This window comes from Methylobacillus methanolivorans (assembly GCF_044751345.1).
Classification (GTDB): domain Bacteria; phylum Pseudomonadota; class Gammaproteobacteria; order Burkholderiales; family Methylophilaceae; genus Methylobacillus; species Methylobacillus methanolivorans.
In genome coordinates this window covers 320356-334458 of sequence record NZ_JBIWXY010000001.1, presented here as the reverse complement: position 1 = coordinate 334458, position 14103 = coordinate 320356, and the positions used below count along the sequence as shown (strand labels likewise).

The following is a 14103-nucleotide window of genomic DNA, read 5'->3' as shown; positions in this document are numbered from 1 at the left end:
TTTTTCTAATGAGAAGTTGTTACCAATAATGGCTGCACCAACAGTAAAGCCGCATCAAATTGATAAACGCTGACAAACTCAATCAACCTGCCATATTGCTGCGCAGTCAACATCGACCTTAACTCCGCTGACTGCTGAGTAAGAAAATCCTGCACACTGGCATCTCTTGCTTCCAGATATTGACTTAACTGCTGTAGCAATCGCTGCCGCTCCTGCTGCGTAAGTTGAATCGCCGAGGTTTCGGCAACCGGATGTGCCAATACGTTCGTCACCGCTGCTATTGCCTCCGTCAACGCTACATCAAGCTGCTCCAGTACTAGCCTATCATCCCTTTCTTCGACCAACACCTGCTCAAGTTCTGCAGCCACATCAGCCAAGCCTTGCGCCCCCAAGTTGGCGGCCACACCTTTCAAGTTATGTACCAGCCGGATGGCATCAGCTTGACGATGCTCCAGCAAAGTATTGCGTATCTGCTCCACTGCGCCTTGCTGGCTCTGGCTAAATTGCATTAACAAACGGCGATACAGCTCTTGGTTACCCGCAACACGCCGTAATGCATCCGAAACATTAAATCCTTGAATTTCCAGCACTGTATATTCCCCTGCAATCGATGATGCATTTTCAGCCGCAGACTCATGTTTGACATGAATACAGGCGAGAGCCTGATAGAGCATATCTGGATCAATCGGTTTGGTGATATGGGCTACCATGCCAAGCTCTATGCAGCGCTGGCGCTCTTCCATGGTGGCATGTGCCGTCATCGCCAATATCGGCAAATGATCGAAACTTGAATTGGCTCGAATCTGGCGTGTTGCCTCATATCCATCCATGATCGGCATCTGTAAGTCCATCAATACAGCATCATAATGCACACCTGGCTCACCAAGCTTATCTAGTGCAATCTGACCATGCTCAGCAATCTCGACGATAGCCCCCACAGCCCGCAGTAGTTCAGCAGCAATCTGCTGATTGATTTCATTATCCTCGACTACCAACAAGCGCATGCCTGTGAGGTCATAATGCTCGCCTTGAGGCACATATTCCCAGTTTTCTACGGGTTTACTGTAGATACTGACCAATGTATCAATCAGGGTGGATTGGCTCACAGGCTTGATGAGAAAGCCTTCCAGCTTCAAATCCTCGCACTCCTTGATGATTTCATCACGCCCATAGGCTGTCACCATGATAATGGCAGGCATTTTGCTCAAGCTAGTGTCGTGCCTGATCAGGCGGGCAGCCTCCAGCCCACTCAGGCCGGGCATTTTCCAATCCATCAACACTAGGTCCACAGGCAAGACATGTTGCATATCCCTGACTGTCGCCACGGCCTCCATGCCTGAATTGGCATGGCTGATCTTGCAAGGCAGGAAGCTCAATTGGCTGGCGAGAATGCTCCTGGCCGTGAGGTTATCATCTACCACCAACACATGCAGGTCATTGAGTTCATTGGTCAGGATATAAGGCCTGGCTGGCTGTCCATTGCCGAACCAGGCAGTAAAAGTAAAGGTAGAGCCTTGCCCGGGCATGCTGGTTACCCAAATATCCCCTTGCATCATGCCAACCAGCCGTTTGCATATCGTCAGGCCCAAGCCAGTACCACCGTATTTACGCGTAGTGGAACCATCGGCCTGCACAAATGGCTGGAATAGGCGCGAACAGGTTTCCTCATCCATGCCAATCCCGGAATCGATCACGAAAAACTGCAACTTGATCTGTTGATCATTGGAATCCAGTAGCTGGCAGCGAATGATGACTTCACCGTCGTGGGTAAACTTGATGGCATTGCTGACCAGGTTAAGTAAAACCTGCCCCAAACGTAACGGATCACCGACCAAATTTCGTGGTACATCATCCGCTACATCAAACAACAACTCTAAGCTGGCATCACTCGCAGAATGTGCCAAGGTATTGGTGACACTACTCAATACCTGGTCAAGCGAGAATTCCACCTGCTCAAGATCCATCTTGCCTGACTCGATCTTGCTGAAATCCAGGATGTCATTGATGACAGACAGTAATGAAATGCCTGCGCTGTGGATTTTGGTAACGTAATCACGCTGCCTTGGGTCCAACTCAGTTTTCAAGGCCAAATGTGCCAAACCAATGACTGCATTCATGGGAGTACGGATTTCATGGCTCATATTGGCCAGGAACATCGACTTAGCCAAGGTCGCCTCTTCTGCCATGTCGCGTGCCAGACGCAACTGCTCATCGATTAGGCGTTTTTCCGTAATGTCCTCAAACTGCCACACGCTATGATGCTCAGGATCGTGAATATCCACGGCATGCCCAAAAATCCGGCACCACAATTTGCTATCATCCTTGCGGGTGAATTGATGTTCACCGATATAAGTCTCACCGTGGCGCAACATGTCGTAACTTTTGCCTACCAGGGCAAAATCCTCATCGCTCGAGAACCACTCCCGGGTTGAATGTCCGAGTAACTCACCCGGCTCATAGCCCAACATCACCTCAAATTTGCGGTTGCACTGGATAACGCGACGATTCCTCAACTCCAAGATACCCAATGGAGCAGAATCAAACAAAGCTTTTTGCTGGTCAATGGCAAGGCTCAGCGCCTGCTGAGCTTCACGCTGCGCGGTAATATCAACAATAGATCCGACCAAGCCACCTATCGTCCCATCCGGCAATTTGAAGCCGCTTACCCAATACAGCACCTGATGCATTTTGCCATCGGCAAACCGTAATGACAGGGCTTTATGCACCGTGGCACCCGTCGCGATTACATGCTCATCTTCATCCTGGTAAGCCAGGCGATCCTCATATGGCAAATACTCCATTTCTAGTACTGTCTTGCCAATCATGTGGTCTCGGGAAATACCAAACTCATGCTCATAAGCACGGTTACACCCAAGAAAGCGGCTATCACTGCCCTTGAAGAACAAGGGGCTGGGAATATTATCAATCAGTTGCTGCAAGAACAGGCTTTGTGACCTGATTTCCGCCTCGATGCGTTTGTGTTCAGTCACATCCTCGAGAAAACCGTTATATACCAACTCCCTTAGCAGGGTATGCCTGGGAATGGCACGAGCACGTATCCATCGAAACTTGTCGCCTACTTGCAAGCGGAACTCGCCCTCCCACAACTGCTTATTATCCTTGGCGTGACGCAATGCTAGTAATAAGTCCTGTTTGTCCTCTAGCACGACATGCGCAAAAGCCTCCTGCCAATTCGCCAATATCTGCTGCTCTTTCACCTCAAGCAGTTGGCAGGCGCTGGCGTTCACAAAAGTGAAACGCGCTGGCGTACCATTGCCGGCATGTATCTGGAAAACTCCCACAGGTAAATTGCCTGTCAGGCTATCCAACTGCTCTTGCGACAGTTTGACAGCACGCTGCTCACCCAACATGCGATACAGCAGACCTGCAAGCAACAAGGAGATCAAGATGCCCATCCCAACAATCGCCACTAGCGACCACGCATGTTGATCAGACAATCCTGCATGCGGATGTACCACCAAAGTGCCAGAAAAATTGGCAACATTGAATGGCAGACTGACATCGAATACGCCTGGCTCATAAGCTTGTTTGGGGTCAAGCTGAAGCAAGCTACTATTCTGGCCAATGACTTGCAGGACAGGCAACCGCATACCTGCATGGTCAAGCAGGATGACATCCAGGCCCAGCTTTTCAGCCTGCTGCTCCACCGTATGCAGTAATTGCTGTAGAGACAAGCGACCAGCCACATAGCCAGTAAGGGAAGCCATATTGCGCTCACCCCCTGAAAACACAGGCACAGTGACCATGATCTGGCGAGTATCCATCTGGGTCACCATCACCGTATGCCCATTAGCCACGCCCTGCTCAAGCACCTCAAAATCAGGCATTCCAGCAGTATCTACCCCTAATAAGGAAGGATTGGCCGTTTCCTCAAAAGACATCTCACTATAGAAAATAGGGAAATACTCGGCGCGAACATGGGCGGGAACAAAAGCACCATTGCTAGACTGCTCCAGCAAGCGGAAACCTATCAGCCCATCCTGCGTAGCCGCATCTACCAAGCCTGGTATATCGGCAGCTTTGACCCGAGGCCTCCACTGTAGCTCAGTGAGCATATGACTATGATGGAGCGCCTGCACGGCAAACTCGGCAAACTCTTTGCGACTGACAGATTGACTAGCATTGAATAACCATCCCGTGGCCTGCACAAAGTCTATGGCATGCTGGATTTCAGACTGGATGGAATGCTGGAGTTCTTGACTAGCTGTGTGTACTAGCTCGAACTGACGGGACTGTAGGCTGCTGTTATAAAACTGAGCACGAGCGATGATTGCCGTAACGACCACACCGAGGATAAATACACCTGCGGCCCATGACCACCCATATTTTTTCTTCCCCATAAGCACTTTCGTTCAGTGTAATTGTTATGAAGCATGGGATGCGGGCAAGCCCCCCATGGCTTCTTCGACAATGCTTCTACTGGTACTTAAAGACTAGGCAATCGGATCTCCCCAAATATCCGTGCCCAACGCTCAGATCAGACAACCTATACGATATTCAAGCTGCCGCCTCATTGTGCCAAACGAGTATCCGCAACTTGCAGCAACATATTAGGCCATACCACATATCAATACTCTATATGATTCAACGGGGTGTCATCAAGAACTAAGCAAAATGACGGCTGGCAAATACACTCAAGCCACAGGCAACACTGCCGTGCATATTGCCGGAAACAAATGGCACCTGATCGCCAACCACCTCACGGATCAATTGCTGAATGACCGGCGATACTGCAGACCCCCCGGTGAGATAAATCTTGTCGATACGGGTATCACTCGCCTGGCGCGCGTCATCAATCACCTGACGAATTTTCTCGGTAGAGCGCACAATGGCCTCACGAAAATCCTCGCGTGTCACCTGCACCTGCAAACCATCCTCGACATACGCCAAGTCAAGTGCATCCAACTCAGCAGAAGACAAAGCAATCTTGGTCAATTCTGCACTGCGCACCAAATGGCTACTGAGCTTATCCAGCCATACCTTGTAAAGCCGTTCTCTGGCGACATCTGCCTTGGCATGTATCGGCATTTCAAACCGGGAATAAAATGCCTGCTGGCTCGGGATGCTATTCACGGCAATCGCATCAAATGCCTTGTTATGCAGCTCATCAGTCCCTCGCCCGAACAAAGGCATGATGCTGTACCAACCCAAATTGATATCCAGGTCTACCCCACCAATCCGGTTGCCTGAATAAGCCAGCAGGTCATCGCTACGCTCGCGCTTATCACGATAAGAAGGGCCCACCTTGACCACGGAACAATCGGTCGTGCCGCCACCAACATCCACCACCAACAACACTTCGTCCTGATCAAGCCCCTGCTCATAATCCAGTGCAGCTGCCAAGGGCTCATACATAAATACTATTTCGTCCAAACCAGCTTCGGCAGCAGCATGTTGCATAATCGCCAAGGCTTGCTGATCACCCTGCTCACCACGAATACCGTGATATCGAATCGGTCGCCCAATCACAGCCTGGCGTAAATCATGCCCGTAAAACTGCCTAGCCTGTTCCAGGATATGCGTCATCATCTTGGCAATGATGACCTCAAAAAAGTCCATCTGGTCTTTATTGAGATCGCTCCCTAAAAACACCTTAGGCGACTTCATGAACAAGCCATCCCCAGGATGACGAATATAAGCATCAATCGCCTCGGTGCCATATACCAAGCCCTGCGCATTACCCAACTGTTGGCGAATAGTACGCGACTCGATATCCTCGTTGAGTTCATGCTCGGGAAATGCACGATAAATAGCAGATGGGAGATACACACTCCCCGGTTCAAGCATGGCTTGCACCACCTTGCCAGCCTTGACTACGCCAAGGGATGAGTTCGAAGTGCCATAATCTATTCCACAATGCATCTTTACTACCTGCTGAATGGGCCGAAGCCGTTGAACAAAAGACGAGATTATACGCGTAGCGCTCGCGCATACAGCAGCCAATCCGTCAGGCAACAATCGGCAAAGTAACCTCTTCTGCCATTTGTATTTCATTCAGCAAGCACATCAATGCAAATAAGCCGCGTGATACACTCCTCGCCAATCTTAATTTCGCAGCACACTCGACGCTTCACCACATGACCCAGGACACAAAAGCACAATTTCTTCAAGGCGTCCTTTACATTTGTGGTGCGATTTTCCTCTTCGCAGGCAGCGATGCTCTCTCAAAATACCTGGCCGGATTCTATGCTGTCGTCATGGTGATCTGGGTACGGTATGTCATTCATAGCGGCCTCATGCTTAGCGTGCTATTACCCCGCCATGGCCTCTCTATCTTTAAGACCTGTCGCCCTGGCTTACAGCTATTACGTGGGCTCTGCATGGTTGGCACCAACATGCTGTTCATTTCCGCGCTGCGCTATATACCGCTGGCAGAAGGCACAGCCATTATCTATCTGACACCGTTAATCGTCACCGTACTTTCAGGACCATTGCTAGGCGAGAGAGTCAGGCCATTACAATGGTTTGCTGTTTCCCTGGGTTTTATTGGTGTGTTGGTGATCTTACGGCCTGGAGGTGTGCTATTCACACCTGTTAGCCTGCTGGCAGTAGGTGCGGCTTTCAGTTTCAGCTTCTATCAACTGATCACCCGTAAACTCAATGCGACGGATAGCTCCGCCACCACCAACCTGCTCAGCGGGCTAGTCGGCAGTGCAGCGCTCACCTTTGTTGCCCCATTTTTCTGGCAAACACCCAGCGCATTCCATGCTTTGTTACTGCTGGGATTAGGGATATCAGCATTGCTGAGCCACCTCCTGATGACAGAAGCCTACCACCATGCCAACCCAGCCACTTTAGCCCCGTTCACCTATGGTCAATTGATTTTCGCCGGGCTGATCGGCTACATCATGTTCGGTCACATACCCGACCTCTATGGTTTTCTGGGCATCGCCATCATTTGCGCAAGCGGGATACTGACATTGTCTCAACGGCGCCATTGATCCAGCTAGCAGGATCAATGAGTGCGGAACCCGATAGTTTTACTTAGGCAAGCCCGTAAGCTATAATCCGCGCTCCCGGAGAGGTGGCAGAGCTGGTTGAATGTACCTGACTCGAAATCAGGCATACGTGAAAGCGTATCGAGGGTTCGAATCCCTCCCTCTCCGCCAGTCGCATGCCCGCTTTTTCCAGCTATATCCCTTTTTGTGACAATACATTACAACCTTTAGTCCAATCAGACTATTTAGTCCATTTGCACTATTGAGTGCAATTCATAGATCAAGGAGTATGTGTCTCACAAGCTGACTATAACTTCAATAAACGCTTGATCTTGTGTTTACACTCAACTTTTATAGGGGTTTATCATGTTAGTTACGACTTTCAAAAAAGGTGCTGTTGCACTGGCTTTTGGTTTGACTTCTTTGGCGGCAACAAGCGCTTTTGCTGCGCCGATTGTTCTTCCTGTTACAGATGGCACGGTCCACTTTGGTAATGACTTCTCTGCTGAGGGTAGTTTTACTGATGTATTCCAATTTACACTCACAGACTTTACCGATGTTTCGGGCACAGCAAGTTCGACATATTTGACTCTGGGCAACGTAAGCGTTTTCCAAGGTGTTGATCTTACTAGCGTCGTTTTGGCTAGCTCCGATGCTGTTCATACCTACCTCACACAATCGTTTGCAGGTGGTAGCGTAACAACCGAAACATATACGTTTTCACTGGCAGGCTTAAGTGCTGGCACTTATAACCTGACCATTTCTGGTGTTGCTGGCCTTACTTCCAACGAGTTAGCACAAGCCTCCTACGGTGGCAACATCACCTTCACCGCAGCCGTTCCAGAACCATCCACCTACGGCATGCTGGCTCTGGGTCTTGGCCTGGTTGGTTTTGCTGCTCGTGGTCGCAAGAACGCAAGCAAGTTCGCTTAATAGTATTTGGTTCGATTCAAGGCTGCGGAAACCGCAGCCTTTTTTACGCCTGCCGTTCACCCAACACACGTTTGCAACACTTTTGTGATTGCTATCCCATTGTTTTCAATCACACATCAAGAACTAAACGTTGCTCATACTGGACAAAGACAGCAATCTTTAGGAAACTTGATCGAATGCGTTCACTCGTTATCTTTTTATTAGTGCTGTTGCTGATGGGTTGTAAGGAAGCACCCAAACCGCTTGCAGACCCGCGCCAAACCAAGGAAATCATTGTGGTTACCCACAATGGCCCTAGCACTTACTATTACAGTGGCAATAATCAATATGCCGGGCTTGAGCACGACTTGGTCCGCAATTTTGTGCGGGAGCTTGGCCCGGAATATAGTGTGAAGTTTCTGGTCGTTCATAATATCTCCCAGGTCATCCCTGCCCTGCTCAAGCACAAAGCACATTTTGCTGCTGCCGACCTCACTATTACGAGCACTCGCGAACACTTAGTCAGCTTCACCAAGCCTTACCATCAGGTACAGCAACAAATTGTCTTCAATACCGAACTGTCCAAGGCCCCCACTAAAGTCAAGGATTTGTTCGGCAAGCAAATTACTGTTTCTTCTGGCACCAGTTATTCGGAACGTCTGCAACGCTTAAGGGAAAAAGAGCCTCAGCTTCATTGGACCGAAACCTCTCATGCCAACTCTGATGAGCTAATGGCACAAGTGGCAGAGGGAGAACTAGATTACACGGTTGCCGATGGACACTTGATCTCACTGGTACAAAACTATTATCCCAACCTTGGTGCAAGCCTGAGATTGGGTAAGCCAGAACAGGTCGCATGGGCTTTTCCCAAGACCGGCGATAAATGGCTTTACGACAAGGCCAATGCTTTTTTTGCCCGTATTAGCCAAGATGGCACCTTACGCAACCTCATTGATCGCTACTATGGTCATGCTGACCGTTTGAAACCGGTAGATGTCACGGCCTTCATGCAGCGTTCCGAAACGCTTTTGCCTCAATACAAGCGCTATTTTTATGAAGCACAAGAGCTAACAGGGCTGGATTGGCGTTTGGTGGCAGCCATTGCCTATCAGGAGTCGCATTGGGATAGATTTAACACCTCGCCCACCAATGTGCGCGGCATGATGATGTTGACAGAAGATACCGCTGATCGGCTAGGTGTGACTGACCGACTGGATGCGCGTCAAAGTATCGTCGCCGGGGCACGATATGTGCTTATGCTCAAGGACTTAATCCCGGATACGGTACATGAGCCGGACCGTACCTGGATGGCGCTTGCTGCTTACAACATTGGTTATGCACATTTGCAGGATGCTCGAATACTGGCCAAGCGGCTGAAGCTGAACCCTGATCGGTGGGTGGATGTGAAAAAGGCCTTACCCTTGCTGGGCAAGGAGGAGCATTTCTCCACCCTGAAATATGGGTTTGCGCGTGGTGGCGCACCTGTTGTCTTTGTCGAGTCTGTGCGTACGTATCACAAAATACTTGCACGACGCGAACCAAGGCACACGCCGATATTCCCTAGCTTTGAAGTCGCCGGGCTGAATGGCATCGCCAACGCCCCTAGCCAAGAATAAGCAGCCTTATCAATCGCTATCCTGCCATTGCCGCAGCCAGGATCGTTATAAAATAGAGGCCTGAACCAGCCTCAAGAATAAAGAAAACATACATTTATGCACGCTGCCGCCTTCATACAGGACCTGGCTGTCATCATGCTGGTGGCAGGCATGGTCACCATCATTTTCCACCGCATGAAACAACCGGTGGTGCTGGGCTATATCCTTGCAGGCCTGATCCTTGGGCCTCATACGCCACCATTTTCCATGGTGCAAGACAACCATACGATTGAAATCCTGGCGGAGCTTGGGATTGTGTTCCTGATGTTTTCACTCGGCCTGGAGTTCAGCCTGCGAAAATTACGGGCAGTTGGTGCAACCGCCGTCGTAGCCGCACTGGTGGAAATTGTGGTGATGGTCTGGCTGGGCTACGAAATCGGCACTTATTTTGGCTGGAAGCCCATGGATGCCATCTTCCTGGGGGCTATGCTTGCCATTTCCTCCACCACCATCATCGTCAAGGCGCTCGATGAGCTCAACATGAAGCATGAGCGCTTTGCCCAAATGATCTTCGGCGTGCTGATCGTCGAAGATATATTAGGCATCGGCATCATCGCCCTGCTCTCTGGCATTGCTGCCACGGGGCATGTCTCTACTCTGGATGCGGCCATCACCATCTCCAACCTCACATTGTTCATGGTCGTTGCCTTGGTACTAGGCATCATATTGGTGCCAAAATTGCTGGAATACGTTGCCAGTTTCAAGCGCGATGAAATGCTGCTGATCACCATCCTCGGCTTATGTTTTGGCTTTTGCCTGCTGGTGATCAAGCTCGATTACAGCGTAGCCCTCGGTGCCTTCATGATAGGTGCAATCATGGCAGAATCGCGCCGGATTCGTGCGATCGAGCGGTTGATCATGCCGATTCGCGATATGTTCAGCGCTATCTTCTTTGTCGCTATTGGCCTGATGCTGGATCCCGCCATCATCATGCAACATGCAAAACCAGTGATGGTGGTCATCTTGGTCATCATTTTCGGCAAGATATTCGCCTGCACGCTGGGCGCCATGGCGGCTGGTAATGATGGCCGCACCTCATTGCGCGTAGGCATGGGCTTATCGCAGATCGGCGAGTTTTCCTTCATCATCGCGTCTCTAGGGCTGACGCTTGGCGTCACCAGTTCATTTCTCTATCCCATCGCCGTCGCAGCTTCCGTGATCACCACGCTCACCACACCTTATCTCATCAAGGCAGCTGATCCACTTTCCGGTATCTTGGCCCGCAACATGCCAAGCAAGATATCGCAATTCTTCCGGCTGTATAGCGACTGGCTAGCCTCGAATGACCATGCGCCCGATAGCGATAAAGCCATCCTGGCTGGCATTTACCGCAAGTTGCTACTGCAAGTATTCGTCAACCTGTGCATGGTAAGTGCCTTATTCCTGGCAGCAGCTTGGGTGGTCAATGTGTACTTGGTGGGCCTGCCATCGCCCATGCGTGACATCATGTGGCAACAGGCTGTTATCTGGGGTAGCACTTTACTGCTGGCAACGCCTTTCCTCATTGCTGCATTCAGGAAGCTACAATCGCTGGGCTTGCTGCTGGCAGACCACACGACACAAGGCATGACGGGCAATGATTGCGGTCGCGTGCAGCGCTTTATTGCCAAGACGGTCAATGTCTTGGCAGGGGCGGGCATGATATTGTTGATTCTGGCATTGGGGCACAGCATCATGCCACCGCTGGATGTTTGGGTAATTGTCTTATTGGTAGTCGCCGGGTTGATCACCCTGCTGTGGCGCTGGTTCGTGGTGCTGCACTATCGCATGCAAATTGCCTTGATCGAGACACTGAACCAGGAAAAAGAAGATCACTGAACTGCCACACACATACCGTGTGCGGCAGACTACAGCAACAGCGATATTACTTGGCGCTGATCACTTGCAGGCCACCCATATAAGGGCGCAGCACTTCCGGCACACTCACGCTGCCATCTGCTTGCTGATTGTTCTCCAGCACTGCCACCAGGGTACGTCCGACAGCAAGGCCAGAACCATTCAAGGTATGCACCAGTTCTGGCTTGCCAGCTTCGTTACGGAAGCGTGCTTGCAGGCGGCGTGCCTGGAAAGCCTCGCAATTGGAGATAGAAGAAATCTCGCGATAAGTATTTTGGGCAGGTAACCAGACTTCCAGATCATAAGTCTTGGCAGCACCAAAACCCATATCGCCAGTACATAGCAGCACAACACGGTAAGGCAAGCCAAGCGCCTGCAATACATGCTCTGCATGCCCGACCATTTCTTCCAGAGCGACATAGCTCTGCTCGGGATGAGCAATCTGTACCATCTCCACTTTGTCGAACTGGTGCTGGCGTATCATGCCGCGTGTATCACGACCATAGGAGCCAGCCTCAGAGCGGAAGCACGGCGTATGCGCAGTCAGCTTGATCGGCAAGCTATCCAGCGCCACGATCTCATCACGCACAGTGTTGGTCAGCGTCACCTCAGAGGTCGGGATCAGGTAAAGCGCTTCGTTGCTTTCCCCTTCCTGCCCACCCTTCTGCGCGGCAAACAAATCTTCCTCGAACTTGGGCAATTGACCGGTACCACGCAGGGTATCGGCATTAACGATATAAGGCGTGTAGCATTCGGTATAGCCGTGCTTGTCTGTTTGCGTATCCAGCATGAACTGCGCTAGCGCACGGTGCAGGCGAGCAATCTGGCCACGCATCAGGGTAAAACGCGCACCGGCCAGTTTTGCGCCGGTATCAAAATCCAGGCCCAGCGGCGTACCAACGTCGGTATGATCTTTGATCTCGAAATCGAAGCTGCGCGGCATACCTACGCGGCGCACCTCAACATTGTCTTCTTCAGATTTGCCTACAGGCACGCTTTCATGCGGCAGGTTAGGTACATTCAGCAACAATTGCTGCAACTCTGCCTGAATCGCGGCCAGTCGTTCCTCATCCGCTTTCAACTGTGCGCCCAGGCCTGCGACCTCGGCCATGATAGGTGCCACATCCTCACCCTTGGATTTGGCAATGCCGATCTGCTTGGAAGTGGCATTGCGCTTGGCCTGCAAATCCTGGGTGCGGGTTTGCACGGTCTTGCGCTCGTTCTCCAGCGCAGTAAAAGCATTGGTATCAAGAGCAAAGCCACGAATGGCAAGACGTGTCACGACGTTATCAAGATCATTGCGTAACTGCTGGATGTCTAACATGAAAATTCCTGGATGTGATTGCAAATGTGCTAATGCACGTTGAATATGAAATTATTTTTTCCGCTGTCTGGCGCGGGCTTCGTCATCCAGCGCTCTCAGATGTGCCATTTTTTCGCTGATTTTACCTTCAAGCCCGCGTGGCGTGGGCACATAAAACTGAATTGCCTCAAGATCGTCGGGAAAGTAGTCCTCGCCTGCGGCATAAGCCCCTGGCTCATTATGGGCATATCGGTACTCCTTGCCATAATCCAGCTGCTTCATCAGCTTGGTCGGCGCATTGCGCAAATGTAGCGGGACCGGGCGTGATTTATCACTCGCCACAAACGCCTTGGCCTGGTTATAGGCCATGTAACCAGCATTGCTCTTTGCAGCAACAGCCAGATAAATAACCGCTTGCCCAAGGGCCAGCTCACCTTCAGGGCTACCCAGGCGCTCATAGGTTAAGGCTGCATCGTTCGCTATTTGCATGGCGCGTGGATCAGCAAGCCCGATATCTTCCCAAGCCATACGAATGATTCTTCTGGATAAATAGCGAGGATCAGCGCCTCCATCCAGCATTCTTGTCAGCCAGTACAATGCCGCATCTGGATTAGAGCCGCGCACAGATTTGTGCAAGGCGGAAATCTGGTCGTAGAACGCCTCACCACCTTTATCAAAGCGGCGCAACTTGCTCGCCATGGTCGATTGCAGGAACTCAGCATTGATTTCCGTCACGCCAGCCGCAATGGCGGCATTGAACAAGCCCTCGGCAAAATTCAGCAAGCGCCTGGCATCACCATCGGCATAGCCCAGCACTTGCTCCACAACCTCATCGCTCAATGGAATATCAAGCTGCATTTCCTGCTTGCCACGCTCCAACAGCTGCTTGAGTTCATCTTCGGATAAGGCATTGAGCACAAACACCTGCGCTCGGCTTAACAAAGCACTGTTGACCTCGAATGAAGGGTTTTCCGTGGTCGCCCCAATAAACGTGATCAAGCCACTTTCGACAAACGGCAGAAAAGCATCCTGCTGGCCTTTGTTGAAGCGATGCACCTCATCGACAAACAAGATGGTTTTACGGCCTGACTGCTGCAATGTATGCTCAGCACGCTCCACTGCCTCGCGAATATCCTTGATGCCAGCCAGCACCGCGGATAAAGGAATAAACTCGGCATCGGCAGTATTCGCAATCAACCTCGCCAGCGTGGTTTTTCCCACGCCTGGCGGCCCCCACAGGATCATGGAAGGCAACTTGCCAGAGGTAAAAGCCAGCCGTAGTGGCTTGCCCTCGCCCAGCAGGTGCTTTTGCCCAACCACTTCATCCAGTGATTTAGGACGCAAGCGCTCCGCAAGCGGTGCTTGAGGGGTGATGGGTTCAAATAGTCCGGTCACGATGTGGCTTTCGATAGCGCAATCAGCATCATTTTGAGTAATT

At 51.0% G+C, this 14103-nt stretch carries 8 protein-coding genes and 1 tRNA gene; 5 read left to right on the top strand and 4 right to left on the bottom strand.

All coding sequences use genetic code 11. The features are described from left to right. Positions 1-5: 5 nt before the first annotated feature. Together ACIKP9_RS01635 and yegD are read right to left on the bottom strand one after the other, a co-directional pair. Positions 6-4361: a response regulator gene (locus ACIKP9_RS01635; protein ID WP_400878431.1), complete on the bottom strand. Its 4356-nt coding sequence runs from the start codon at positions 4359-4361 to the stop codon at positions 6-8. Positions 4362-4626: 265 nt separating this feature from the next. After that, complete coding sequence (gene yegD / locus ACIKP9_RS01630) at positions 4627-5883, bottom strand: molecular chaperone (protein ID WP_400878428.1); 1257 nt, start codon at positions 5881-5883, stop codon at positions 4627-4629. Positions 5884-6098: 215 nt separating this feature from the next. On the opposite strand from yegD, the gene ACIKP9_RS01625 reads away from it, so the two are divergent. From ACIKP9_RS01625 to ACIKP9_RS01605, 5 genes are all read left to right on the top strand, one after another. Beyond that, the gene (locus ACIKP9_RS01625) at positions 6099-6962 is read left to right on the top strand and encodes a DMT family transporter (protein WP_400878426.1); all 864 of its coding nucleotides are present in this window, start codon (positions 6099-6101) and stop codon (positions 6960-6962) included. A gap of 77 nt (positions 6963-7039) precedes the next feature. Continuing rightward, positions 7040-7130, top strand: a tRNA-Ser gene (locus ACIKP9_RS01620). A gap of 195 nt (positions 7131-7325) precedes the next feature. After that, complete coding sequence (locus ACIKP9_RS01615) at positions 7326-7892, top strand: FxDxF family PEP-CTERM protein (RefSeq protein WP_400878423.1); 567 nt, start codon at positions 7326-7328, stop codon at positions 7890-7892. 176 nt (positions 7893-8068) lie between these two features. Further along, a complete protein-coding gene (gene mltF / locus ACIKP9_RS01610; protein ID WP_400878420.1) occupies positions 8069-9487 on the top strand; it encodes a membrane-bound lytic murein transglycosylase MltF in 1419 nt (472 codons plus the stop codon). A gap of 96 nt (positions 9488-9583) precedes the next feature. Beyond that, a complete protein-coding gene (locus ACIKP9_RS01605; protein WP_400878418.1) occupies positions 9584-11344 on the top strand; it encodes a cation:proton antiporter in 1761 nt (586 codons plus the stop codon). Positions 11345-11390: 46 nt separating this feature from the next. Here ACIKP9_RS01605 and serS read toward each other — a convergent pair whose 3' ends face one another. Together serS and ACIKP9_RS01595 are read right to left on the bottom strand one after the other, a co-directional pair. Next, positions 11391-12686: a serine--tRNA ligase gene (gene serS, locus ACIKP9_RS01600; protein WP_400878415.1), complete on the bottom strand. Its 1296-nt coding sequence runs from the start codon at positions 12684-12686 to the stop codon at positions 11391-11393. Between the two features lie 51 nt (positions 12687-12737). Next, positions 12738-14060: a replication-associated recombination protein A gene (locus ACIKP9_RS01595; RefSeq protein ID WP_400878412.1), complete on the bottom strand. Its 1323-nt coding sequence runs from the start codon at positions 14058-14060 to the stop codon at positions 12738-12740. Positions 14061-14103: the final 43 nt, after the last annotated feature.

Coding starts and splice junctions, on each gene's coding strand:
- ACIKP9_RS01635 (WP_400878431.1), bottom strand. CDS start 4,361: ATGGGGAAGAAAAAATATGGGTGGTCATGGGCCGCAGGTGTATTTATC.
- yegD (WP_400878428.1), bottom strand. CDS start 5,883: ATGCATTGTGGAATAGATTATGGCACTTCGAACTCATCCCTTGGCGTA.
- ACIKP9_RS01625 (WP_400878426.1), top strand. CDS start 6,099: ATGACCCAGGACACAAAAGCACAATTTCTTCAAGGCGTCCTTTACATT.
- ACIKP9_RS01615 (WP_400878423.1), top strand. CDS start 7,326: ATGTTAGTTACGACTTTCAAAAAAGGTGCTGTTGCACTGGCTTTTGGT.
- mltF (WP_400878420.1), top strand. CDS start 8,069: ATGCGTTCACTCGTTATCTTTTTATTAGTGCTGTTGCTGATGGGTTGT.
- ACIKP9_RS01605 (WP_400878418.1), top strand. CDS start 9,584: ATGCACGCTGCCGCCTTCATACAGGACCTGGCTGTCATCATGCTGGTG.
- serS (WP_400878415.1), bottom strand. CDS start 12,686: ATGTTAGACATCCAGCAGTTACGCAATGATCTTGATAACGTCGTGACA.